This is a genomic window from Pseudomonas prosekii, assembly GCF_900105155.1.
Lineage (GTDB): Bacteria > Pseudomonadota > Gammaproteobacteria > Pseudomonadales > Pseudomonadaceae > Aquipseudomonas > Aquipseudomonas prosekii.
Map to the genome: position 1 here is coordinate 4,890,706 of NZ_LT629762.1, position 23,322 is coordinate 4,914,027.

Annotated in this window: 17 protein-coding genes; 8 read left to right on the forward strand and 9 right to left on the reverse strand. The window is 59.5% G+C overall.

Going from position 1 to position 23,322, the window contains the following annotated elements; all coding sequences use genetic code 11:
* Positions 1 to 48: 48 nt before the first annotated feature.
* The gene (locus tag BLU01_RS22290; protein WP_092279550.1) at positions 49 to 1,395 is read right to left on the reverse strand and encodes a class II 3-deoxy-7-phosphoheptulonate synthase; all 1,347 of its coding nucleotides are present in this window, start codon (positions 1,393 to 1,395) and stop codon (positions 49 to 51) included.
* 161 nt (positions 1,396 to 1,556) lie between these two features.
* On the opposite strand from BLU01_RS22290, the gene BLU01_RS22295 reads away from it, so the two are divergent.
* Entirely contained in the window at positions 1,557 to 2,312 is a 756-nt protein-coding gene (locus BLU01_RS22295; RefSeq protein ID WP_092279552.1) for a spermidine synthase, read from the forward strand.
* A 111-nt stretch (positions 2,313 to 2,423) separates the two neighbouring features.
* Here BLU01_RS22295 and BLU01_RS22300 read toward each other — a convergent pair whose 3' ends face one another.
* Positions 2,424 to 3,215 carry a crotonase/enoyl-CoA hydratase family protein gene (locus BLU01_RS22300; protein ID WP_092279554.1) on the reverse strand — a complete coding sequence of 264 codons (792 nt, stop codon included), beginning with the start codon at positions 3,213 to 3,215 and terminating at the stop codon, positions 2,424 to 2,426.
* A 433-nt stretch (positions 3,216 to 3,648) separates the two neighbouring features.
* On the opposite strand from BLU01_RS22300, the gene BLU01_RS22310 reads away from it, so the two are divergent.
* The gene (locus BLU01_RS22310; protein WP_092279556.1) at positions 3,649 to 5,322 is read left to right on the forward strand and encodes a DEAD/DEAH box helicase; all 1,674 of its coding nucleotides are present in this window, start codon (positions 3,649 to 3,651) and stop codon (positions 5,320 to 5,322) included.
* A gap of 186 nt (positions 5,323 to 5,508) precedes the next feature.
* Here the strand turns inward: BLU01_RS22310 and BLU01_RS22315 are convergent, their stop codons facing one another.
* Positions 5,509 to 6,276: a DODA-type extradiol aromatic ring-opening family dioxygenase gene (locus BLU01_RS22315; RefSeq protein WP_092279558.1), complete on the reverse strand. Its 768-nt coding sequence runs from the start codon at positions 6,274 to 6,276 to the stop codon at positions 5,509 to 5,511.
* Positions 6,277 to 6,379: 103 nt separating this feature from the next.
* Between BLU01_RS22315 and BLU01_RS22320 the strand changes: the two genes are divergently transcribed.
* On the forward strand, positions 6,380 to 7,036 hold the full coding sequence (locus tag BLU01_RS22320) for a thiopurine S-methyltransferase (RefSeq protein ID WP_092279560.1): 657 nt from the start codon (positions 6,380 to 6,382) through the stop codon (positions 7,034 to 7,036).
* Positions 7,037 to 7,234: 198 nt separating this feature from the next.
* Here BLU01_RS22320 and htpX read toward each other — a convergent pair whose 3' ends face one another.
* Together htpX and BLU01_RS22330 are read right to left on the reverse strand one after the other, a co-directional pair.
* Positions 7,235 to 8,122: a protease HtpX gene (gene htpX, locus BLU01_RS22325; RefSeq protein WP_092279562.1), complete on the reverse strand. Its 888-nt coding sequence runs from the start codon at positions 8,120 to 8,122 to the stop codon at positions 7,235 to 7,237.
* 316 nt (positions 8,123 to 8,438) lie between these two features.
* Positions 8,439 to 9,650: a pyridoxal phosphate-dependent aminotransferase gene (locus BLU01_RS22330; RefSeq protein WP_092281700.1), complete on the reverse strand. Its 1,212-nt coding sequence runs from the start codon at positions 9,648 to 9,650 to the stop codon at positions 8,439 to 8,441.
* Between the two features lie 226 nt (positions 9,651 to 9,876).
* On the opposite strand from BLU01_RS22330, the gene msrB reads away from it, so the two are divergent.
* The 3 genes from msrB to BLU01_RS22345 all read left to right on the forward strand — a co-directional run bounded on the left by msrB (position 9,877) and on the right by BLU01_RS22345 (position 11,403).
* A complete protein-coding gene (msrB, locus tag BLU01_RS22335; protein WP_092281702.1) occupies positions 9,877 to 10,272 on the forward strand; it encodes a peptide-methionine (R)-S-oxide reductase MsrB in 396 nt (131 codons plus the stop codon).
* A 187-nt stretch (positions 10,273 to 10,459) separates the two neighbouring features.
* On the forward strand, positions 10,460 to 10,945 hold the full coding sequence (locus tag BLU01_RS22340) for a glutathione peroxidase (RefSeq protein WP_092279565.1): 486 nt from the start codon (positions 10,460 to 10,462) through the stop codon (positions 10,943 to 10,945).
* Positions 10,942 to 11,403, forward strand: coding sequence for a MarR family winged helix-turn-helix transcriptional regulator (locus tag BLU01_RS22345; protein ID WP_092279567.1), 462 nt, complete (start codon positions 10,942 to 10,944; stop codon positions 11,401 to 11,403). Before BLU01_RS22340 ends, BLU01_RS22345 begins: the two co-directional genes overlap by 4 nt.
* On the opposite strand, the gene BLU01_RS22350 is transcribed toward BLU01_RS22345, so the two are convergent.
* Positions 11,387 to 13,708: a hybrid sensor histidine kinase/response regulator gene (locus BLU01_RS22350; RefSeq protein ID WP_092279569.1), complete on the reverse strand. Its 2,322-nt coding sequence runs from the start codon at positions 13,706 to 13,708 to the stop codon at positions 11,387 to 11,389. The genes BLU01_RS22345 and BLU01_RS22350 overlap by 17 nt on opposite strands.
* Positions 13,709 to 13,874: 166 nt before the next feature.
* Between BLU01_RS22350 and BLU01_RS22355 the strand changes: the two genes are divergently transcribed.
* Together BLU01_RS22355 and BLU01_RS22360 are read left to right on the forward strand one after the other, a co-directional pair.
* Positions 13,875 to 14,765: an ATP-binding protein gene (locus tag BLU01_RS22355; protein WP_092281704.1), complete on the forward strand. Its 891-nt coding sequence runs from the start codon at positions 13,875 to 13,877 to the stop codon at positions 14,763 to 14,765.
* Positions 14,762 to 15,244, forward strand: coding sequence for a GAF domain-containing protein (locus BLU01_RS22360; protein WP_092279572.1), 483 nt, complete (start codon positions 14,762 to 14,764; stop codon positions 15,242 to 15,244). The genes BLU01_RS22355 and BLU01_RS22360 overlap by 4 nt, the downstream gene beginning before the upstream one ends.
* A 534-nt stretch (positions 15,245 to 15,778) precedes the next feature.
* Here the strand turns inward: BLU01_RS22360 and BLU01_RS22365 are convergent.
* Genes BLU01_RS22365 through BLU01_RS22375 form a run of 3 tightly spaced genes read right to left on the reverse strand, consistent with a single transcriptional unit; the run spans position 15,779 to position 23,067 of the window.
* Entirely contained in the window at positions 15,779 to 18,715 is a 2,937-nt protein-coding gene (locus BLU01_RS22365; protein ID WP_092279574.1) for an HD domain-containing phosphohydrolase, read from the reverse strand.
* A gap of 48 nt (positions 18,716 to 18,763) precedes the next feature.
* Positions 18,764 to 22,432, reverse strand: coding sequence for a transporter substrate-binding domain-containing protein (locus BLU01_RS22370; protein ID WP_092279576.1), 3,669 nt, complete (start codon positions 22,430 to 22,432; stop codon positions 18,764 to 18,766).
* A gap of 8 nt (positions 22,433 to 22,440) precedes the next feature.
* On the reverse strand, positions 22,441 to 23,067 hold the full coding sequence (locus BLU01_RS22375; RefSeq protein ID WP_092279578.1) for a response regulator transcription factor: 627 nt from the start codon (positions 23,065 to 23,067) through the stop codon (positions 22,441 to 22,443).
* Between the last annotated feature and the right edge of the window lie 255 nt (positions 23,068 to 23,322).

Below are 23,322 nucleotides of genomic sequence, written 5' to 3' on the forward strand. Positions count from 1 at the left end.
GCGTAATCCTGTAGGAGCGAGGCTTGCCCGCGAAGGGCGCGACGCGATTTAGCGTCGAACCTGCTTCAACGTCTCAGCAATCAAAAACGCCAGTTCCAGCGACTGATCGGCATTCATCCGTGGGTCGCAATGGGTGTGGTAGCGATCCGACAAGCCATCCTCGGTAATCGGCCGCGCGCCGCCGATGCACTCGGTGACGTTCTGCCCGGTCATCTCGATGTGAATACCGCCGGCGTAGGTGCCTTCCGCTTCATGCACCTGGAAGAACTGCTTCACCTCGCCAAGAATCTGCGCAAAGTCGCGGGTCTTGTAGCCGCTGCTGGCCTTGATCGTGTTGCCGTGCATCGGGTCCGAGCTCCAGAGCACTTTCTTGCCTTCACGCTCGACAGCGCGAATCAGTTGCGGCAAGTGATCGCCGACCTTGTTCGCGCCCATCCGCGCAATCAGGTTCAAACGGCCCGGATCGTTGTCCGGGTTGAGCACGTCGATCAGGCGGATCAGGTCTTCAGGGTTCATGCTCGGGCCGACTTTGACCCCGATCGGGTTGTTCACGCCGCGCAGGAATTCGACGTGGGCGCCGTCGAGCTGACGGGTGCGGTCGCCGATCCACAGCATGTGCGCCGAGCAATCGTAGTAATCGTTGGTCAGGCTGTCGCGGCGCACGAACGCTTCTTCGTAGTTCAGCAGCAGCGCTTCGTGGGCAGTGAAGAAACTGGTTTCGCGCAATTGCGGCGAGCTGTCCATGCCGCAGGCGCGCATGAATGCCAGGGTTTCATCGATGCGATCGGCGAGGTGGCTGTACTTCTCGGCGAGCGCTGAGTTGGCGATGAAATCCAGGTTCCATTTATGCACTTGATGCAGGTCGGCGAAACCGCCCTGGGCAAAGGCGCGCAGCAGGTTCAGGGTCGCGGTGGACTGGTGATAGGACTGCAGCAGCCGTTCCGGGTCCGGCACGCGGCTTTTTTCGTCGAAACCGATGCCGTTGACGATGTCGCCACGGTAGGCCGGCAGGGTCACGCCGTCGATGGTCTCGTCGTTGGCCGAACGCGGTTTGGCGAACTGGCCGGCCATGCGCCCGACTTTGACCACCGGGCAACCGGCGGCAAACGTCATGACAATGGCCATTTGCAGGAGGACTTTGAAGGTGTCGCGGATTTTCGCGGCGGAGAATTCGGCGAAGCTCTCGGCGCAGTCGCCGCCCTGCAGCAGAAACGCGCGGCCCTGAGTCACTTCGGCAAACTGACGGCGCAACTCCCGGGCTTCACCGGCAAACACCAGCGGCGGATAGCTGGCCAACGTTTGCTCGACCTGCGCCAGATGCGCGGCGTCGGGGTAACGGGGTTGTTGCTGGATCGGCAAGGCACGCCAGCTGTCAGGGCTCCAGGGTTGGCTCATCACGGTCTCTAGTGTTTACGCACGGGCGCTCATGTTATCAGCAATTAGTGCGTGACCTGTTCCCGTCGCTTCGCCGACAATCGCGCCTTTGCCGCTTCATGTTGCGGCGTGTTGCGTTGCTGTTGACCCGAATGCAGGGCCTGCAACGATCAGGAGATGAAATGACTGAGGAGCGCGTCGAGCATTTGCTCGCCGAGGTACAGGATGAGTTCGGCGTGATCCGCGTGCTGGAAGTGGCCGATTATCGTTTTCTCGAATTCGGCGACGCCATCGAGCAAAGCTGTGTGTTCACCGCTGATCCGAGCTGGCTGGAATACGATTACACCCGCGCGATGCTGATCGGCGCGTTGTGCCACGAGCAGCCGGACAGCGCGCTGTTCCTCGGTCTGGGCGCGGGCACGCTGACCCAGGCCTGCCTCAAGTTCTTGCCACTGGAAGACGTCGAAGCCATCGAACTGCGCCCCGACGTGCCGCGCCTGGCCATTGAATACCTCGGGCTCGACGATGATCCGCGGTTGTACATCCGCGTCGGCGATGCGCTGGACCTGCTGGAAACGGCTGAGCCGGCGGACCTGATTTTTGTCGACCTGTATACCGACGTCGGGCCGGGTGTCGGGCATCTGGCCTGGGGGTTTTTGGAAAACTGTCAGAAACGCCTGAATCCGGGTGGCTGGCTGGTGATCAATCAGTGGGCGACGGACGACGGCAAGCCGTTGGGCGCGGCGCTGTTTCGCGGATTGTATAGCCGCCATTACTGGGAACTGCCGGTGAAGGAGGGCAACGTGATTCTGATTGTGCCGTCGGAGTTGGATCAGGAGCTGGACATGGACGGCCTGATCGAACGCGCCGAAGGGCTGGCGCCGCGGTTGGGGTATTCGTTGTCGTCGTTGATCAAAGCGATTCGCCCGGCGACATAGTGTGGTGTGTGTATTGGCGTCATCGCGGGCAAGCCATGCTCCCACAGAGGGATGGGCAACGTGTGGGAGCATGGCTTGCCCGCGATAGCATTATCCGCATTGCCACAACTCTCAAACCCCTTTGAACACCCCGGGCCGCTTCTCGATCATCGACCGCACACCTTCCCGCGCATCCTCGCTGCCCAGCAACTTCTTGACCATCGCCGGCAACCCTTGCGCCGCCGCGACTTCCCCTTCATAACGCGCCTGCCGCGCCGACATCAATGTCGCCTGAACCCCCAGCGGTGCCTGCCGCGCGATGCGTTCCGCCAGTTCAATGGCGCGCGGCAGCAGGTCCTCGCTGGCCATGACTTCCTGGACCAGGCCCAAACGCAGCGCATCATGCGCATCAAACTCATCGCCGGTCAGCAGCCAGCGCATCGCGTTGCCCCAGCCCGCCAATTGATGCAGGCGCAGCGTGGCGCCGCCGAACGGGAAAATCCCGCGCTGCACTTCCATCTGCGCAAAGCGGGTATTGCTCGCGCAGAGGTTGATGTCGGCCGCCAGCATCAGCTCAATGCCAATCGTCAGGCAATAACCTTGCGCGGCGACGATCACCGGTTTGCTCACCCTCGGCCCGGCGAACACGCCCCACGGATCGCAGCCGCCGGGTGGCGCCTGCCAGCCTTCGGCGAGGGCGGCGCTGGCGTTGATCAGGTCGAGCCCGGCGGTAAAGTGCTCGCCGTGGGCGAACACCACGGCCACCCGCGCCTCGGCGTCGGCTTCGAATTCGCCGTAGGCCAGGCTCAGCGCATTCAGCAGATCGAGGTCGAAGGCGTTGCGCTTGGCCACCCGGTCGAGGCCCAGCAACAAGACATGACCGCGCCGCTCACGGCTGACACGGCTGGCAACAGACTGATTCATGGCGCATTTCCTCGGGCGGGAAGGGGGGCGGGTGAGTACGGCAAGACCAAAGGTCGGGACACCTCGGGTGAATCGTTTTAGCGCCATCGTCAGCAGGGCCGGGCCTTTGAAAAATAGACGCTTGCGCGATTATCCGCAAAGTCTGTGACACAACCGTGTATCCGTCAGTTTTCCGACAAATAATGCTCCCTTTTTGGGCGAATTCCGGTATAGTGCGCGCCGGCCTTTAACCGGGCCGCGTTTAGGTAGCGCAATTCCCCGAAGTCAGCTTCGGCTGCACGTCCGCACAGCGGACTCTCCCTTGACGAATCTTTTTCATTCATTCGTTTTCGCAAATCCCCGCCGACAAAGCAGCCAGGGCGACTCTTGAGTCTTACACGGCATGCGCAGCTTTGGAGCATGGGTCTTTGCGGATGCACTTAGAGGCAGACCCATGACCCAGGAAACCGGCGGCTTCGCCGCTTTTAATCTTAATCCGAATATTCTTGCAGCCGTCATCGCGACTGGCTACGAAGAACCTTCGGCTATTCAGCAGCAATCGATCCCGATCATCATGGCCGGCCACGACATGATTGGCCAAGCGCAAACCGGTACCGGTAAAACCGCCGCGTTCGCACTGCCTATTCTGCATCGCATCGATCCTGCCAAGCGCGAGCCGCAAGCCCTGATCCTGGCGCCAACCCGTGAGTTGGCGCTGCAAGTAGCAACCGCTTTCGAAACCTACGCTAAGCAAATGCCGGGCGTTACCGTTGTGGCCGTTTACGGCGGCGCCCCGATGGGCCCACAACTGAAAGCAATCCGTAATGGCGCACAGATCGTTGTCGCCACTCCGGGCCGTCTGTGCGACCACCTGCGTCGTGACGAAAAAGTCCTCGCTACCGTGAACCACCTGGTTCTCGACGAAGCGGACGAAATGCTCAAACTCGGCTTCATGGACGACCTGGAAGTCATCTTCAAGTCGTTGCCTGCAACCCGTCAGACCGTATTGTTCTCGGCGACCCTGCCGCAGTCGATCCGCGCGATTGCCGAGCGTCACCTGCGTGATCCGCAGCACGTGAAAATCCAGACCAAGACTCAGACCGTTACCGCGATCGAACAGGCTCACCTGTTGGTTCACGCTGACCAGAAGACCTCGGCTGTATTGAGCCTGCTGGAAGTCGAAGACTTCGACGCCCTGATCATGTTCGTGCGCACCAAGCAAGCGACCCTGGACCTGGCCAGTGCCCTGGAAGCCAAAGGCTACAAAGCCGCTGCGCTGAACGGTGACATTGCTCAGAACCAGCGTGAGCGCGTGATCGAATCCCTCAAGGATGGCCGTCTGGACATCGTTGTGGCGACCGACGTTGCTGCTCGTGGTCTGGACGTTCCGCGCATCACTCACGTGTTCAACGTTGATATGCCGTACGATCCGGAATCCTACGTTCACCGTATCGGCCGTACTGGCCGTGCCGGTCGCGAAGGTCGTGCATTGTTGCTGGTGACTCCACGTGAGCGCCGCATGCTGCAAGTGATCGAGCGTGTAACCGGGCAGAAAGTTGCTGAAGTTCGCCTGCCGGACGCACAAGCTGTTCTCGATGCACGCATCAAGAAATTGACCAACAGCCTGTCGCCACTGGTTGCCGATGCCGAATCGACTCACGGTGATCTGCTTGATCGCCTGACCGCCGACATCGGTTGCACCCCGCGTGCACTGGCCGCTGCTCTGCTGCGCAAGGCCACCAACGCTCAGGCGTTGACCCTGGCTGCAATCGAGAAAGAACGTCCACTGGTGCCGAACAACGCACCGCGTGGCGATCGTCCAGAGCGTACCGGTGATCGTCCGGACCGTGGTGATCGTGAGCGTCGTGCTCCGGTTGCATTGGCCGAAGGTCGTGCACGTTGCCGTACCGCGCTGGGCGCGCGTGATGGTATCGCTGCGAAAAACCTGCTGGGCGCCATCCTCAACGAAGGTGGTCTGGCTCGCGAAGCAATCGGTCGCATCCAGGTGCGTGATAGCTTCAGCCTCGTCGAGCTGCCGGAAGATGGTCTGGAAAAACTCCTGACCAAGCTGAAGGACACTCGCGTTGCTGGCAAGCAGTTGAAGCTGCGTCGCTATCGCGAAGATTGATCGGCTCTTGAGCTGATTGATCGAACATAAAAAATCCCCGACTGGTTCGGGGATTTTTTTTGGCCTGCTGTTTGTGCTTGGCTGAAGACCCTGTGTCCCCATCGCGAGCAGGCTCACCCCTGCAAGGGCAATGCATTCCAGTGCAGGAGTGAGCCTGCTCGCGATGGCCGCCCCTCGGTCTACCGGTCAGCCAAAGCGATAAATGTCCATGCCCAGCGCGCCCATAGTGTACCCCTGATGGGCAATCGCGAATTCACCTCCCGCGCCGCGCGCAAAGTACAGCGGCAGCAAATGCTCGTCACTCGGATGATTGCGCGCGGCATTCGGCGCTTGCTGGCGATAATCGTGCAGCGCCGCTTCATCGTTCGCCGCGAGTTTTTCAATCATCCAGTCGCGGAACACCTTGGCCCACGGCTCGACGCTCTCCGGGCCCGCGTGCCAGTCCAGCTCGCGCAAATTGTGAGTGATGCTGCCGGAACCGATCAGCAGCACGCCATGCTCGCGCAAACTCTGCAGCGCCTGCCCGACACGGGTTTGCAGCGCCGGGCCGCCACGGGTCGGCAGTGAGACTTGCACCACCGCAATATCCGCCTGCGGGTACATCAATGACAACGGCACCCAGACCCCGTGATCGAATGGTCGTCGGGCGTCGATGCGCGCCGGCAGGTCATTGGCATTCAACAATTCGACCACCTCGGCCGCCAGTTGCGGATCGCCCGGCGCCGGGTATTGCACCTCGAACAAGGCCTTGGGGAAGCCGCCGAAGTCGTGCCAGGTTTCCGGTTGTGGATTGCCGCTGACCAGCAACTCGTTGCTTTCCCAATGCGCCGACACAATCACAATGGCTTTGGGCTTGGGCAACTGCGCTGCGAGGCGCGTCAGCGCAGGGCCGCTTGCGCCAGGTTCGAGTGCCAACATCGGCGAACCATGGGATATGTACAGGCTGGGGAACATGAAAGAGCTCCTGAGGGGTAAGATGGCGTCATCTTCAGTCAGATCATTGATCTAAATCTAATATAAGTTTTAGGGTCTTTTGATCGAATTTTCGGGATTAATTATGCAGCCGGAGTTTTGGCACAAGCGGTGGACGTCGAATCAGATCGGCTTTCACCTGCCGGAAGTGAATCCATATCTGCAACGGTATTGGCCGCAACTCGGCCTGGAAGAGGGCGCGCGGGTATTGGTGCCGCTGTGTGGGAAAAGCCTGGACCTGTTGTGGCTGGCCAAATGCGGGCACGAGGTGTTGGGCATCGAGTTATCGGAAAAAGCCGTGGAGGACTTTTTCCACGAGCATCAATTTGACCCGGACGTCAGCGATCAAGGGCCGTTCACCGTCTATCGCGCGGGCTCCATCGAAATCTGGTGCGGTGACTTCTTCGCGCTGACCGCCGGCGATGTCGCCGATTGCAGCGCGTTGTACGACCGCGCGGCGCTGATCGCCTTGCCGCCGAAGATGCGCGAGCAATACGCCGAGCACCTGACGCGGATTTTGCCGAAGGATTCGCTGGGATTGCTGATCACCCTCGACTACGACCAGATCCAGAAGGACGGCCCGCCGTTCGCGGTGCTCGATGATGAAGTGCAGCGACTGTTCAGCGCGTCGTGGCAATTGAAGATTCTCGAAGACCAGGATGTGCTGGGCGCGAGCGTAAAATTTGTCGAGAGTGGGGTTACGCGGTTGGAAGAGCGGATATATCGGGTTTCCACTCATTAAGGTTTGCTGACTTCACTGGCCCTATCGCGAGCAAGCTCGCTCCTACAGGGGGCGTTGCCGATCACGCAGTTGTGATTGCACCCAGTCAACTATGGGAGCGAGCTTGCTCGCGATAGCGTTCGAACAGGCACCGCACGAACCGCCAGACAAAAAAAGGCCCGCATTCAATGCGGGCCTTTTCATTTATGGCGAAGCCTCTCAGCCGCGACGACGCAGCGCGTCAATGCGCTCTTCCAGCGGCGGGTGGCTCATGAACATACGAGCAAACCCTTGCTTGATGCCGCCGTTGATGCCGAACGCGCTCAAGGTGTCCGGCATGTGCACCGGCAAGCCCTGTTCGGCCCGCAGGCGTTGCAACGCGCCGATCATCGAGTTGGTCCCGGCCAGGCGAGCGCCGGCTTCGTCGGCGCGGAATTCGCGTTTGCGCGAGAACCACATGACGATCGAGCTGGCGAGAATGCCCAGCACCAGTTCGGCGAAAATCGTCGCCACGTAATAGGCGATGCCCTGGCCTTCTTCGTTCTTGAAAATCACCTTGTCGACAAAGTTGCCGATGATCCGCGCGAAGAACATCACGAAGGTGTTCACCACGCCTTGAATCAGCGCCAGGGTGACCATGTCACCGTTGGCAACGTGGCCGATTTCGTGGGCCAGCACGGCTTTCACTTCATCCGGCGAGAACCGCTCGAGCAAGCCCTGGCTGACCGCGACCAGCGCGTCGTTCTTGTTCCAGCCGGTGGCGAACGCGTTGGCCTCGTAGGCCGGGAAAATCCCGACCTCGGGCATCTTGATCCCGGCTTCGCGCGACAGTTGTTCAACGGTCTGCAGCAGCCATTGTTCGTGACGGGTGCGCGGCTGGCTGATGATCTGGGTGCTGGTGCTCATCTTCGCCATCCACTTGGAGATGAACAGCGAGAACAGCGAACCGGCAAAACCAAACACAGCACAGAAAATCAGCAGCTGATTGAGGTTGAGATCAACCCCGTTGGCCGCCATGAACCCGTTGAAGCCAAAAAGGCTCAGGGTGATGCTGGCTATCAGCACGACCGCCAGGTTAGTGGCCAAAAACAGCAGGATGCGCATCATGGTTGTAGAAATCTCCTCATGCTAAAGATGTAGCGTACTGCGGGGTATATAAGGTGCTGCACCGTGCTATTCAACCGGGTGACTATTTCAAACTGTGTCCTACAGCCATGGTTCAGCATCGTGCAGGACATTTCCTGCGCAGTTGCAGGAAAAGTTCGTCAACCGATTGACCTGCAAACCCCAGTCTTTATTAGGCGCGAACGCAGAATTCGTCACATGACAGCGGTGACAAGCAGAAAGGGTGGCTGGGGGCAGAGATGTGTTGCTGAATCAATCACCGTGCGACAGAAAATGGCGTCGCACGGCGGATTTCAGCTTACTGACGATAGGTCTTGAGGAAGTTGCCGATGCGGCCGATGGCCTGATCCAGCTCGTCGACGCGGGGCAGGGTGACGACGCGGAAGTGATCCGGCCATGGCCAGTTGAACGCCGTGCCCTGAACCACCAGAAGCTTTTCGGAGAGCAGCAGGTCGAGCACGAACTTCTCGTCGTTGTGAATCGGGCAGACTTTCGGGTCGATCCGCGGGAACGCATACAGCGCGCCCATCGGTTTGACGCAAGTCACGCCGGGGATGTCATTGAGCAATTCCCACGTACGATTGCGCTGTTCCAGCAATCGCCCTTGCGGCAACACCAGATCATTGATGCTCTGATAACCACCGAGCGCAGTCTGAATCGCATGCTGACTCGGGACGTTGGCACACAAGCGCATGTTGGCCAGCATGTCGATGCCTTCGATGTAGCTCTGGGCGTGGTGTTTCGGCCCGGAAATGGCGATCCAGCCAGAACGGAAACCAGCGACGCGGTACGACTTCGACAGCCCGTTGAAGGTCAGGCACAGCAGGTCCGGCGCCAGCGAAGCGGTGCAGATGTGCACGGCATCGTCGTACAGGATCTTGTCGTAAATCTCGTCGGAGAACACCACCAGATTGTGCGAGCGCGCCAGTTCGAGCATGCCCAGCAACACTTCTCTGGAGTACACCGCACCGGTCGGGTTGTTCGGGTTGATGATCACCAAGGCCTTGGTGTTCGGGGTGATTTTGGCTTTGATGTCGGCCAGGTCGGGGAACCAGTCGGCGCCCTCATCGCACAGGTAATGCACCGGATTACCGCCCGCCAGGCTGACGGCAGCGGTCCACAACGGATAGTCGGGCGCCGGCACCAGCACTTCGTCGCCATTGTTGAGCAGCGCCTGCATCGACATCACGATCAGCTCGGAAACGCCGTTGCCGAGGTAAATGTCCTCGATGCCGACGCCTTCGACCTGCTTCTGCTGGTAGTACTGCATCACCGCTTTGCGTGCGCTGAACAGGCCTTTGGAATCGCTGTAGCCCTGGGCGGTCGGCAGGTTGCGGATGACGTCCTGGAGGATTTCATCCGGCGCTTCGAAACCAAAAGGCGCCGGGTTGCCGATGTTCAGCTTGAGGATGCGATGGCCTTCCTCTTCCAGGCGTTTGGCGTGCTTGAGCACTGGGCCGCGAATGTCGTAGCAGACGTTGGCGAGCTTGTTCGATTTGCTGACCTGCATGGCGATGTGTTCCCGAAAATGAACGATCCAGGCGGCGCGTGTACAACCGTACTGGGAATCCTGCGTGATGCGCACAGGCCTGACGCCTTCGAAGGCGACACTCATAATCCGTTTGAATGCGCGGGGACGGGCTGCCAGACTGGCGTTTGACGAGGCGCAATCATACGTGCCGCCCGATCCGTGGAAAAGGTACAGATCGGGCTTTTTCAGCTGCTGAGGTGTGATGATGGAAAAGTTGGAAAAAACCCTGGAAGAATGGAAGTCGATGCTCGATCCGGAGCAGTACAACGTTTGCCGCCTCAAGGGCACCGAACGGCCGTTTTCCGGCAAGTACAACGACAGCAAAATCGACGGCGTTTACCACTGCATCTGCTGCAACGAGCCGTTGTTCGATTCGAAAACCAAGTTTGATTCCGGGTGTGGCTGGCCGAGTTTCTACGCGCCGATCGGCGACAGTGCGATGGTCGAGATCCGTGACGTCAGCCACGGCATGATCCGCACCGAAGTGGTCTGCGGAAAATGCGATGCGCATTTGGGCCACGTGTTCCCGGACGGCCCGCCGCCGACCGGCCTGCGTTATTGCATCAACTCGGTGTGCCTGGACCTGGTTCCCCGCACCTGACGCAAAACCTGTAGGAGCAGAGCTTGCTCGCGAAGACGTCGGTCCATTCAACATCAACGTTGAATCGTAAACCGCTTTCGCGAGCAAGCTCTGCTCCTACGGGGGATCGGTTTTGATAATTTAAATTGCACACAATTCAATTGCTCGCTATGTTCAGCGCTTCTTCTTGCGTCTGGAGCTTCGAACCATGAGCGACAACCTGCTGAGCATCCCGGTGACCACCATCAAGGGTGAACAGAAAACCCTTTCCGACTTCGCCGGCAAAGCCGTGCTGGTGGTCAACACCGCGAGCAAGTGCGGTTTCACCCCGCAATACAAAGGCCTCGAACAGCTTTGGCAGACTTACAAGGACCAAGGCCTGGTGGTGCTCGGGTTTCCCTGCAACCAGTTCGGCAAACAGGAACCGGGCAACGAAGGTGCGATTTCCGAGTTCTGTGAACTGAATTACGGCGTGAGCTTTCCGCTGTTCAAGAAAATCGACGTCAATGGTTCCGACGCTCATCCGCTGTTCGTGCAATTGAAGAAACGCGCCCCAGGCCTGCTCGGCTCCGAAGGCATCAAGTGGAATTTCACCAAGTTCCTGATTGGCAAGGATGGCCAGTTGGTCAAGCGCTTCGCCCCGACCACCAAGCCGCAGGACATGAGCGCCGAGATCGAAGCCCTGCTCAAATGAACGAGATGTCGGCCGATGCGCTGAAACTCGACAGCCAGCTGTGTTTCAAGCTGTATGCCGCTTCCCGGGCGGTGATTCGTGGCTATAAGCCGATGCTTGATCAACTCGGCCTGACGTATCCGCAATACCTGGCGATGCTGGTGTTGTGGGAATGGCAGGAAGCAGCGCCCGAGCAGCCGACCGTCAAGGCGTTGGGCGAACGCCTGGCGCTGGATTCCGGGACGCTGACGCCGTTGCTCAAACGCCTTGAGCAACTGCAACTGGTGCAGCGCCAGCGTTCGGCGCGGGACGAGCGCGAAGTGCACTTGAGCCTGACGCCAACCGGCAAAGCCCTGCGCGAGCAGGTCGGGCCGCTCAAGGCGCGGCTGTTGTGCGACAGCGGCGTTGACCTGAATCGCCTGAACGAACTGCGCGACGGGCTCGACCAATTACTCGGGCAGATCAAGGCGCTGGGGTAGTCGGTATCCACAAGTCAAGCAGGGCGGCCAGTTCTTCGCGGCGAAACGGTTTGGCCAGATAGTCGCTCATGCCCGCCACCCGGCAGCGTTCGCGTTCTTCGGACATGGCGTTGGCAGTCAGTGCGACAATCGGCAACTCGGGCCAGCGCCCGCTGCGGCGGATGTGGCGGCTGGCTTCGTAGCCATCCATCACCGGCATGTTGCAGTCCATCAGCACCAAGTCGAATTCACCCACTTCCAGTTGATCCAGCGCTTCGGCGCCATGCGCTGCCACCACGACTTCGCAGCCGAGTTTGCCGAGCATGCCTTTGGCGACCAATTGATTGACCGGGTTGTCCTCGACCAGCAACACCCGGCCGCGCCGTTGCGGCGTCAGGGTTTCGAGGCGCGCATCGTTGCTGGTCGTGGTGTCCGGATGCAAAACCCGGCGCAGCGTTTGATACAGGGCGTTGCGCGCCAGTGGTCGCGCCTGTTGCTGCAATGGCGCGAGCGCGGCGGCCTCTTCGCTGGGCATGAAACTGCCATAAGCGGTGACCAGCAGAATCGGCGCTTTCAGCGTCGCTCGCAGGTTGAACAGGCATTCCGGGCAGTCGGTGATCAGCACATCGGGCTCCAGACCGAGCATCGAGTCTTCGATCGAGCGCTGCTGATAATCAAGTCCCCACAACGGCAACAAGCCTTTCAACAATTCCGCCAGGCCGCTGCTCGCCGCCGTAATCGCGACAATTTTGCCGTGTAGCGGCTGCGGCGCAATCGCGCGGGTGTGGCAAGGTAACGGCAAGTCGGCGCAAAACTGGCTGCCGAACCCGGCTTCGGAGCTGATGGTCAGCCGCCCCTGCATCGCTTCGCACAGGTTATAGGTCAGCGCCAGGCCCAGCCCGGTGCCGCCAAACTGGCGGGTAATCCCGGCGCCGGCCTGGGTGAACGGCTGGAAGATTCTCACCTGCGCGTCCTGGGCGATGCCGATGCCGGTGTCGCAGACTTCGATGCGCACACCATCCTCAAACATCGAAAGGCGAACATCGACCCGGCCAAACCGGGTGAATTTCAGCGCATTGGACAGCAGGTTGCTGACGATCTGCCGCACTCGTGTCGGGTCGCCGCTGACCAGCGCGGGGAATTGCGGATCGATCAGACACGTCAGTTCGACGCTCGGCGCGGCGTTCTGCGAGAGCAGGTTGGCGGTGTCCTCGATCAGCGAGCCGAGGTCGAACGGAATGTGCTCAAGCTCCAGTTGCCCGGCATCGAATTTCGACAGGTCGAGGATATCGTTGAGCAGTTCCACCAGCACTTTGCCCGAGTCATGCGCGATCGACAGTTGTTGCTGCTGCTCGGCATTCAGTGGGCCGTCGAGCGACAACGCGATCATCCCCAGCAAACCGTTGAGCGGCGTGCGAATTTCATGGCTCATGTTTGCGAGGAATGCCGAGCGCGCTTCGGCCATGTCCAGCGCGGTGCTGCGCGCGACTTCCAGTTCCTGATTGGATTGGCTGAGGCGGCTGTTGATCGCTTTAAGCTCGGCGGTACGCGCCGAGACGATATTTTCCAGTTGCGCGAGGTAGTCGGTCAGGCGGTTTTCGGCGTTGCGCCGCTGCTGGATTTCGGTGGCAATGTTTTCGAACTGTTGATTGGCGACTTTCACCAGCACGCCGATTTCATCGTTTTCATGCCCCGCCGGGTATTCGAGCCACGTCGGTTCGGCGCTGCGCGGATCGCGACCGCTGAGTTCGCGGATTACCCGCACCAATGGTTTGGTCAGCATCACGTAGAACAGCGCCAGCAGGATCCCGGTGAGGAGCAGGCTGCGCGCGAAACCGTTGAGCAAGGTCACTTCGGCCCGACGCAGAAAACGGCTGCCGAACGAGTAAGTGTCGACTTCCAGCTTCAATGTGCCGAGGGATTCCTCGGGCAAATGGTCGAGGTAGAGCCGATCCTGAAACTGCCGATTGGCGCCAAACAGGAAATCGCTGATCACCCGATAGCCGCTTTGCAGGCCCTGGCGTTTGACGCTGGCGAGCACGGTTCCGGTGTTGTCGGTGAGTTGCGCGCTGATGATCGCCGGCGACCGCAGCAGGCCCATGGTCAGTTCCTGGGCGAGTTCGGCGTCGATGTTGTAGGCGATGCGCGATGCCGGGTTATGGCTGATTTCCAGCAACGACAGGATTTCGCGGTTGATAGAGGCGTCTTCGCTGGCATAATCGATGCCTATTTGCAGCAGACTGAGCAATGTGCCCAGGATGAAACCGACCAGCACGGTCAGCCGGGCTTGTTTGTAAGACAGCCGGTGGGTGAACTTGATATCCATGGGGTGTTGAACCACTTCCGTTTCCCTTCGCTGCTCAAGCATAGTCGATCATGCATGGAAACCGATGGTGCCACGCTCGAGCCCTGTCGGGTTGAGCGAGTTGTTGAATGCTGTGTTGAGTCGCTGTTTTGCCATCATTACTGTGAAACGTGCCCGAGGAGAAGACGTGGATTCCCGATTGAATGCTTTTCTTGAACGCGCCGATGCCGTTCTGGCCCGTATCGAACCGTTGCTGCCGGCCCCACGGCAAACCATCGACTGGCACCATTGCCTGGCCGCGCGCTGGCAGCGTGAAGGTCGCAGCGGTTTCCTGTTGCCGTTGCAGGTCAGCCTCGACACGCGCCTGACCGACCTGATCGGCGTTGACCGCCAGGTCGAGCAACTGGGCCGCAACACCCAACAATTCATCGACGGCATGCCGGCCAACCACGCGCTGCTCTGGGGCTCGCGCGGCACCGGCAAATCGTCGCTGGTGCGCGCCTTGCTCGCCGAGCATGCCGAAGCCGGTTTGCGCCTGATCGAGATCGAGCGCGATCACCTCGCCGATCTGCCGCGCATCGTCGAGCAGATCGCCAAGTTGCCGCAGCGCTTTGTGCTGTTTTGCGATGACCTGTCGTTCGAGTCGGGCGAGGGCGATTACCGCGTGCTCAAGAGCGTGCTCGACGGTTCGCTGGAACAGGCGCCGGACAATGTGTTGCTGTACGCCACGTCCAACCGCCGCCACTTGGTGCCGGAAAAGGAAAGCGATAACGAAAACTGGAAACGCGTTGATGGCGAGCTGCACCCCAGTGAAGCGGTGGAAGACAAGATCGCGTTGTCGGACCGGTTTGGTTTGTGGCTGTCGTTCTATCCGTTTACCCAGGAACACTTCCTTGATGTGGTCGAGCATTGGATCGGGCAACTGGCCGACAAGGCCGGCCTGGCGTGGCAGCGCACCGAAGAACTGGATATTCTCGCGGTCCGCTGGGCCACTGGCCGGGGCAATCGCAATGGCCGTTGCGCCTATCAATTTGCTCGCTATTGGGTGGGCCTCAAGCTGTTGGAGCACAAGGCATGATCGATCTGAAACAAAGCGGCCAGGGCCTCGACGGCTACGGCATGCTCTGCGCACAACTGGAATCGCTGCTGGCCGATGAACGTGATTTCATCGCCAACGCAGCGCAGTTTTCGGCGTTTCTGTACAACCAGCTCGATGATTTGAACTGGGCCGGATTTTACCTCAATCGTAACGAAGAACTGGTGCTCGGCCCGTTTCAAGGGCAGATCGCCTGCGTGCGTATCCCGTTCGGACGCGGCGTCTGCGGCGCGGCGGCCGCCACCCTGCAAACGCAACTGGTTGAAGACGTGCACGCGTTTCCCGGGCACATCGCCTGTGACAGCGCGTCGAACAGCGAGTTGGTAGTGCCACTGGTCAAGGACGGCCGACTGATCGGCGTACTCGACCTCGACAGCCCGAAACTCGCGCGCTTCACCGCCGAAGACCAGACCGGCATCGAACAACTGGCAGCAATCTTCCTGCGCCTGACCGACTGCTGAAATACGTCTTCTGTAGGAGTGAGCCTGCTCGCGATAGCGGCCTGACATTCAACATTGGTGTCGGCTGACCCACCGCTTCGCGAGCAAGCTCAGCTCCTACAGGGGTTGGTGGTGGGCGCAGATTCCGTGTTCACCGTAGATCACCTGTAGGAGTGAGCCTGCTCGCGATAGCGGCCTGACATTCAACATTGATGTCGGCTGACCCACCGCTATCGCGAGCAAGCTCAGCTCCTACAGGGTTTGGGGGTGGGCGCGGATGCTGTGTTCACCGGAGATTACCTGTGGGAGCGAGCTTGCTCGCGATAGCGGCCTGACATTCAACATTGATGTCGGCCGACCCACCGCTTTCGCGAGCAAGCTCAGCTCTTACAGGGGGTGGTGGTTGGCGCGGATTCCGTGTTCACCGTAGATCACCTGTAGGAGTGAGCCTGCTCGCGATAGCGGCCTGACATTCAACATTGATATCGGCTGACCCACCGCTTTCGCGAGCAAGCTCAGCTCCTACAGGGGCGGTGGTCCGCAGGCAGCTCAGCCCTACAATCCCGCCTTGGCCAGCAGGCTTGCCGTGTCCACTTCATCGATCTGGGTCGGGTCGAGGAATTGGTCGGCGTACTGTTGGTAAATCTGTTCGTTGATAAACAACCCGAACAATTCGGGATCGATGTGCGCGTCGCGGCACATTGTCGCCATGATGCCCAGCGCTTCGCTGAGTGATTTGGCTTTCTTGTACGGGCGATCGGCCGCCGTCAGCGCCTCGAAAATATCGGCAATCGCCATCATCCGCGCCGGCAGGCTCATTTCATCGCGTTTCAAGCGTTTCGGGTAACCGGTGCCGTCCATTTTTTCGTGATGGCCACAGGCGATTTCGGCGACGGTACTCAAGTGGCTGGGGAAGGGCAGGTGACTGAGCATCAGCACGGTTTGCACCATGTGGTGATTGATGATGTAGCGCTCTTCGCGAGTCAGCGTGCCGCGTGGAATGCTCAGGTTATACAGCTCGCCGCGATTGTATTTGTACTGCGGCACATCGAGCTTGAAGCCCCACGGATTGTCGGCCGGAATCAGCTCGCTTTCGGCGCGCTCCAGCAGATGTTCGGGTTTGTCCGCCAGCAACCTTTCACTGACCGGCAGCGTCGGCGCCGGGTTACGCGCCTGACGCCGATTCTCTTCCCACGAAACCCCCAGCCGATCATCGAGGGTGCGCGTCCAGGTGCGTTGTGCGATGAGTTTCAGCCGCTGCAAATCAGCTTCGGCCATCGCCTCGCTGCCCAGATTGCAGCGGGCGATAAAACTGAAATCATCGTCCAGCCCGGCGAGGTGCGCGTTGCGTAATTCGGCGAGATTCTGTTCATCGCCACCCATGGCAATCGCTTGCCAATAACTGATCCAGACATCGCGTTTAAGCACCTCAAAACGTGTGCGGATCTCGTGGATTCGATCGTTGAGGGTTTCCAGTTTGGTCGCCTTGTCGACAACGTACTCAGGCGTGGTCACCTTGCCGCAATCGTGCAGCCACGCGGCGATGTGCAAGGCCTCCCATTCATCCTCGGTCGGCCGATAGCCGCTGAACGCCGGGGCCTGACTGGCCGCCGCAGCCTGGGCGAGCATCAGCGTCAGCGCCGGCACGCGTTGGCAATGGCCGCCGGTGTAAGGGCTCTTGGCGTCGATGGCGCCGGCCAGCAATTGAATAAAGGCATCGAGCAGTTGCTTTTGTCTGGCTTGCAGACGCTGGCTTTCAATACTCACCGCCGCCGCGCCAGATACCGCTTGCAGAAACGCAATGCGATCCGGGCGCAGTTTTTCCAGGTCGCCCGGGTTGCCACTGTCGGCCAGCAGCAGGATCAGCAGACCCACGGTTTCGTTATGCCGGTTGCGCAGGCGAATGCCGATCAGGTGCACGCGCGGGCACTCCATCGCCAGCAAGACTTTGCGCAGATCGCCAGCCTCGTCGAAACCGAGATTGGCCACCACGTTGTCGGCGTTCGACAACTGCTGTAACCACGACGGGTTCTCCAGATTCTGTAACTCATACCCTTCAACACCAAACGTTGGCAGTGCCCGCGGCGTGCCATCGATGACCAGGCCTTGCGGCTCGATCCGATTACCGTCACTTTCGCGCAAATAGATCAGGCCAGCCTGGGCCTGGGCGATTTTCACGGTTTCGTGGAGCACCCGTTCCAGCAGCGGGGCGAAGCGCGTTTCGGCGCACAAACTGTCGGTGATCTGGAAAAAGCTGCCGAGGGTGTCCTTCATCCGCGCCATCGACACGCCGAGCTGATCGACTTCCAATACCGGCGAACGCCGAGTGGCCGGAAAGCTGAAATCAAAGCTGCGGATCGCATCGGCTTCCTGCACCAGTTCGCGCAAGGGTTTGACCAGAATCCGCGAGGTCAACCAGCCCACCGGCAGACACAACAACAACGTCGCCAACGTCAGCAGCGCACCTTGCCAGCGAAGGCGATAGGCGTCGATGAGCAATTCATCCTCGGGCACCAACAGCGCCAATTGCAGCCCCTGCGGACCTCCTTGCTGAATGTGGCTGCGGGCGACGATCCACTGCCGGCCATCGACGTTGAGGCGTTTTCCGCTCGGCGGGTTGGCCAGCAGCGCGCCGAGGTTGGGGCTCAGGTCGGCGACTTTACTCAGATGGGCGGTGCTGTCGTCGATGATCAGTTTGCGGCTGTCCGGGTAGGCGATCGCATTGCCTTGGGCATCGAACAGCACAATCTCGGTGCTCGGTGTGACCACGTGTTTGGCCAGGGTTGCCGAGAGCTCGGCCAGGGTCAGGTCGGCGCCCAGCACCGCACCCTCACCGCTGCGCCGGGCCAGGGTGGTGCCGACGTTGTGCGTGGAAAAGAATACGTAGGGTTCGGTGGTGATCTGCTCCGGCTCGGCGCGGGCGCTGGTAAACCAGGCACGGGCGCGCGGGTCGTAGGTTTCACCGGGTATCTCCTGGCGGCTGATGAGGTTCAGCGCCTGATCGTAAAAAACAAATTGCGAGACGACTTGAGCGCCCCGGCGCTCGACGCTCCAGACCTGATAAGCCGCGGTGGCCGGGGCCTTGAACAAGGTCTTGAGTTCGGCATTGCGCAGCGGCCGCACCATGAAAAAATCGCCATTGGCGTAACCGAGGTGCAGTGAGGCGAGGTTGGGGTTGTCTTTCAGCGCCTGGCTGAACGGTTTGAGCAACGCCAGGCGTTGCTCAAGTGCCGGCGCTTGGGGCGCCGGCATGTCCGCCAGCAAACTCAGCAAATGCTGGATCGGTTCGTAGGTTGATTGCAGGTCGAGGCGCACATCCTGTTCGATGCGATTAAACAGCTTTTCACTGCTCGCCAAAATGATCTGTGTGGTCTGTCGATAATTGAAAACGCCCATCACCACGCCCGTCAGCAGCAACAGGAAAGTGAACATCACGCTGATATGCACGTGCAGGGGAAATCGGCGTTTATCCTGGCGCAGTGGGCTGGGCATTTCAGGTCTCTCCATAGGGTTAACTCACTGCTTAGCGTCCAAGCATAGTTAAGGCGCAGCCGTTCTGCCGGGGTCGTTTTGGCTTATCTGTTGCAGCAATGCCTGTTCCAGTTCGAGCATCGCCTGGTCCATGGCTGTGTTGCAGCGGACCAGCTCGTCGGCCGAGGCAGCTTCATGGCAGGCTTTTTCCAGGGATTCGCAGCAATCGATCAAGCGGCTGGCCTGAACAATGCGCGCCGCGCCTTTGATTTTATGGGCCATGTCGAGCAATGCCGGGCGGTTCAGCCGCGCCGGCGCCACGCTGCCCAAGTCCAGCAATTCCTGACGATCAAGGCGATTGCTGCTGAGCAATTCGGCCATCAGCCGCTGCGCCAATTGCGGATTGCCGCCGGTCAACAGGTCGAGTCCTTGCAGGTTGAATGGCTGCGCCCGCAGCACGGGTGTAATGCCCGCGACCCACTGGCTCAACGCCGTCAGGCTCAGCGGTTTGAACAGGCAATCGTTCATCCCGGCTTGTTTGCAGCGACGGATTTCTTCCGGTTGCGCGTTGGCGGTAAACCCCAGCACGGTGCAGGGTGGGCGCCCCTCTTGCTGTTCGTGTTGGCGAATCGCGCACGCCAGGTCGTAGCCATTCATGATCGGCATGTTGCAATCCACCACTACCAGATCGAACGGCTGGTTTTTCCATAATTGCAATCCGGCCTGGCCATCATCGGCACCGGTAAAGCGGTGTCCCAGGTACTCCAGTTGCTGACACATGAGCAGACGATTGGCCGGGTGATCGTCCACCACCAGCACATTCAGCGGCGTACTGCTGAGCGCAATCACTGGCTCAACGCGATCATTGACTTGCTCGGGTGGCAGGGTCGGCAGGTCGAGCACCACGCTGACCTGCGTACCCGCGCCCGGCTGACTGTTCAGCTGCAGGTCGCCGCCCATCATTTCGCACAGACTGCGGCTGATCACCAGTCCCAGCCCAGCGCCGCCTCGGGCCAGTTGCCCGGTGTTGTCAGCCTGAGCAAACGGCTCGAACAGACGTTGCTGATCCTGTTCGCTGATGCCGATCCCGCTGTCGCGGACTTGCACTTGCAGGCGCGTTCGGTCGGGTTGGTCGCCGGGGAGCAATTCGAGGCTGATCCTGACCTCACCGCGTTCGGTGAACTTGATCGCGTTGCTGACCAGATTCGACAGGATTTGCTTGAAGCGCAGCGGGTCGAGCATCACGTCGACCGGCGGCTGCGGCGGATTGAACACCAGCAGCAGGCGCAAGTTTTTCTGGCGCGCCAGTCCGTCGAAAATTCGCACCACCGAAGCGACGGTTTCGCCCGGATTGACCCGCTCCGGGCTCAAGCTCAAATGGCCGGATTCGATCCGCGCGATGTCGAGAATGTCGCCGATCAATTCCAGCAAATCTTTCGCCGAGCTGTAGGCAGTGTCGATCGAGGAGCGATCCGGGTGCTCGCGATCCATGCGTTTGAGGGTCAGTTCGAGCATGCCGATCACCGCGTTCATCGGTGTGCGGATTTCGTGGCTCATGGTGGCGAGGAACGTGCTTTTCGCCCGGTTGGCTTCATCGGCCTGTTCCTTGGCGGCGCGCAACTTGTCGAACAGTTGTCGCCGTTCGCTGATGTCGATCCAGCCACCGATGATCCCTTGCACTTCGCCGCTGGAATCACGGTAAGGAATGATCCAGTGATAAATCGTCAGCCGCTGCCCGCCGATATGCAGCGCGCGGTCGACGATCAACGGCGTGCCTTCGGCCACCACTCGCTGGTAATCGGCCTGATATTCCCTGGCCTCGAAGGCGTTGTTCATGTTGCCCTGCATCACGCTTTTGCCAATCACCTCTTCGCGGTTTGCCTGAAATACTTCCAGATAACTGTCGTTGCAGCTTTGCAGCAACCCTTCGCGATCACGCACGTAAATCGGGTGCGGCGTGCCGTTGACCAGCGAACGCATGAATTCGTATTGATCGTTCAACGCGCGCTCGGCGGCCCGGCGCTGGCGGATCTGGCGGCGCATCCAGGCATTCCACACCATCAAAATCAGCAGCAACACGCCGGCACCGACGACGATTTGATAAAACGCCCGGTGAAAGTTGTTCCAGGTTTTTTCCGACGCTGCGGAGTAGCCACGCCAGCGACTGTTGATCACCCCAAGTTCTTCGGGGGCAATGCTCAGCAGCGCTTTGTCGAGAATGGCGCTGAGCTCCGGGGCGTCCCGCGCGGTAGCCAGCGAGAAGGCGGCTTGTTGGGTGCCAATCGTGGTGCTGATTTGCAGCTTGTGTTCGAAGACACGCGAGGAAATAAAGTAATTGGCGATCACCAGTGAAGTCGCCGCGCCGTGCACCTGGCCCTCGGCGAGCATTTTCACTGCGTAAAAGGTGTCGGGTGTTTCGATCAACTGGATGCGCGGGTATTCGTTGCGCAGGTAATCCACCAGCGGATTACCTTGGGCGATTGCGACACGCTGGTCTTGCAGTTGCTGCAGATTGCTTGGGCTGGCGGCGGATTTGCGCGTCAACAGCACAAAGGAATTTTCCAGATAGGGGCGGCTGAAATTCAGCTCGGTTTCGCGTTGCGGACTGGGCAGCAGTGCGGCGATCAGGTCGGCGTGGTGACCTTTGACCTGGCCAATCATGTCGTTGTCGCCACGGCCGCGCTGGATGTCGAAACGCAAACCAGTGCGCAGGCGGATCAGTTCCAGCAGGTCGGCACTGACTCCGCGAAAGTTGCCTTCGCTGTCGAAAAACGATAACGGCGCAAAAGCTTCGTTGACCGCTACGCGCACCACCGGATGTTGGGCCAGCCAGCGTTGTTCGCGATCGGTCAGTTGCAAGTTTTGATCGGTGAGCAGGATGTCGCTGCCGGCACTCCAGCGCTTGGCGATGTTTTCTCGCTCGCTGCTCGGAATCGCCTTGAGGATCGTGTTGACGATTTGCAGCAACTGCGGATTGTCCTTGTTTACCGCGAAGCTGAAACCGTGGGCCTCGTGTTTACCGAAGTTGGCCATGCGGATGTTGTTCAGATAACCCTTGTTGATCATGTAGTGCGTGGAAATGGTGTCGCCGAGAAAGACGTCGGCCTGATCAAAAGCCACCGCGTTGATTGCGTTTTGATAAGACGGGTAATCGCTGATGACCGCCTTCGGGTACAGCGCCTGCACTTCCGCCAGCGGCAAATAGTGGTAGACCATGCTCAGCCGCAGCCCGGCGAGGCCATCGGTCAGCGAGCGGGTTTCGCCTTCGCGCGTCACCAGCACCGGTTGATCCACGGCGTAGGGCAGCGACAGCTCGATGTTCTGGTTGTGTGCTTCAAAACCGTTGGCGGTGCCGAGCAGATCGATCTCACCGTTTTCCAGCGCGGTGATGGCGGCATGCCGCGTGGCGAAGCGCTGAACCTTGATCGGCAGGTCGATGACGTGGCTGATGATCCCGGCGTAGTCCGCCGTGAAACCTTCATAGTCGCGGCCGCTGACCGTCATGTCGAAAGGTGGGTAATCCGGGGCCGATGTGCCCAGTATCAGTTGGCTCTTTTTGTTGGCCCATTGCCGTTGTGCTGGCTCCAGTTGCACTTCCAGTTGGGAGTGCGCCGAGCGGCTTAACAAGCTGTAGTTCTCGACAGTCGAATTCCAATTCGAATGCGCAGCGAACGCGCAAGTGCTCAGGCACAAGCCTGCACCCAATCTAATCAAATAATCCTTTATACGGCTGGGCATCCTGACTCTCACACTAAGGCGTTACGTTTTGCCATCTCGATGAGCGCTACCAAGGATTTCGCCTTGAGTTTTTGCATCAATCGTTTTTTGTAAGTACTGACCGTTTTGTTGCTCAGGAACATGCCTTTGGCGATTTCCTTGTTGGTGCGTCCTTGTGCGAAAAGTTGCAGGACCATCAACTCGCGATCATTGACTAGTTTGAATAACTCCAGCTCGGCGTAACGCACATCGTCCGGGCGTACCGGATTCAAGGCCTGACTGGGGAAATAGTTGTAACCCGACAGCACAGCTTTGATCGCGCTGACCAGTTCACTCAAGTCTTCCTGTTTGCAGACATACCCGGAAGCGCCGGATTGCATGCAGCGAATACCGAACAGCGTCGGGCATTGCGCGGTCAGTACCAGAGTCTTCAGCGGGGTGCTCATGGCGTTGAAACGGGCGAGAACTTCGAGGCCGTCAAGTTTGGGAATGCTGATTTCGAGAATGACCAGATCGGGCATGCATTCACGAACCATCTGCATGGCGTCGACTCCATTATCGGTTTCACCAACGACCTTATAACCCTCATGTTCCAATAGCATCCGAACAGCGAGGCGGATGACGGGGTGATCGTCGACAATAAAAACGGAGTTCATAATCAAGTCCCATACGTTCGCGAATAAAGGCCGCACCTTAGCTCAGTTAAATGAGGGGGCGCATGAACTGACGGGTCTATAGCGGCAATATAGGACAATTCCTACAATTGAAAAAGAAAGGGGCTACGTGCTAACTAGGTTTTACATGAGGGAAGTAAAAGTTCCGATTGTGTAATCGGAAAACGATAAGCCCTGTAGGGCAAGTTACATACTGTACTTGACCGCGCAACATCATTGTCTGAAGTTACATGGCTT

What these genes read in the sequence shown, in the direction of transcription:
- BLU01_RS22290 (WP_092279550.1), bottom strand. Translation starts at nt 1,395, where the DNA reads ATGAGCCAACCCTGGAGCCCTGACAGCTGGCGTGCCTTGCCGATCCAG.
- BLU01_RS22295 (WP_092279552.1), top strand. Translation starts at nt 1,557, where the DNA reads ATGACTGAGGAGCGCGTCGAGCATTTGCTCGCCGAGGTACAGGATGAG.
- BLU01_RS22300 (WP_092279554.1), bottom strand. Translation starts at nt 3,215, where the DNA reads ATGAATCAGTCTGTTGCCAGCCGTGTCAGCCGTGAGCGGCGCGGTCAT.
- BLU01_RS22310 (WP_092279556.1), top strand. Translation starts at nt 3,649, where the DNA reads ATGACCCAGGAAACCGGCGGCTTCGCCGCTTTTAATCTTAATCCGAAT.
- BLU01_RS22315 (WP_092279558.1), bottom strand. Translation starts at nt 6,276, where the DNA reads ATGTTCCCCAGCCTGTACATATCCCATGGTTCGCCGATGTTGGCACTC.
- BLU01_RS22320 (WP_092279560.1), top strand. Translation starts at nt 6,380, where the DNA reads ATGCAGCCGGAGTTTTGGCACAAGCGGTGGACGTCGAATCAGATCGGC.
- htpX (WP_092279562.1), bottom strand. Translation starts at nt 8,122, where the DNA reads ATGATGCGCATCCTGCTGTTTTTGGCCACTAACCTGGCGGTCGTGCTG.
- BLU01_RS22330 (WP_092281700.1), bottom strand. Translation starts at nt 9,650, where the DNA reads ATGCAGGTCAGCAAATCGAACAAGCTCGCCAACGTCTGCTACGACATT.
- msrB (WP_092281702.1), top strand. Translation starts at nt 9,877, where the DNA reads ATGGAAAAGTTGGAAAAAACCCTGGAAGAATGGAAGTCGATGCTCGAT.
- BLU01_RS22340 (WP_092279565.1), top strand. Translation starts at nt 10,460, where the DNA reads ATGAGCGACAACCTGCTGAGCATCCCGGTGACCACCATCAAGGGTGAA.
- BLU01_RS22345 (WP_092279567.1), top strand. Translation starts at nt 10,942, where the DNA reads ATGAACGAGATGTCGGCCGATGCGCTGAAACTCGACAGCCAGCTGTGT.
- BLU01_RS22350 (WP_092279569.1), bottom strand. Translation starts at nt 13,708, where the DNA reads ATGGATATCAAGTTCACCCACCGGCTGTCTTACAAACAAGCCCGGCTG.
- BLU01_RS22360 (WP_092279572.1), top strand. Translation starts at nt 14,762, where the DNA reads ATGATCGATCTGAAACAAAGCGGCCAGGGCCTCGACGGCTACGGCATG.
- BLU01_RS22365 (WP_092279574.1), bottom strand. Translation starts at nt 18,715, where the DNA reads ATGCCCAGCCCACTGCGCCAGGATAAACGCCGATTTCCCCTGCACGTG.
- BLU01_RS22370 (WP_092279576.1), bottom strand. Translation starts at nt 22,432, where the DNA reads ATGCCCAGCCGTATAAAGGATTATTTGATTAGATTGGGTGCAGGCTTG.
- BLU01_RS22375 (WP_092279578.1), bottom strand. Translation starts at nt 23,067, where the DNA reads ATGAACTCCGTTTTTATTGTCGACGATCACCCCGTCATCCGCCTCGCT.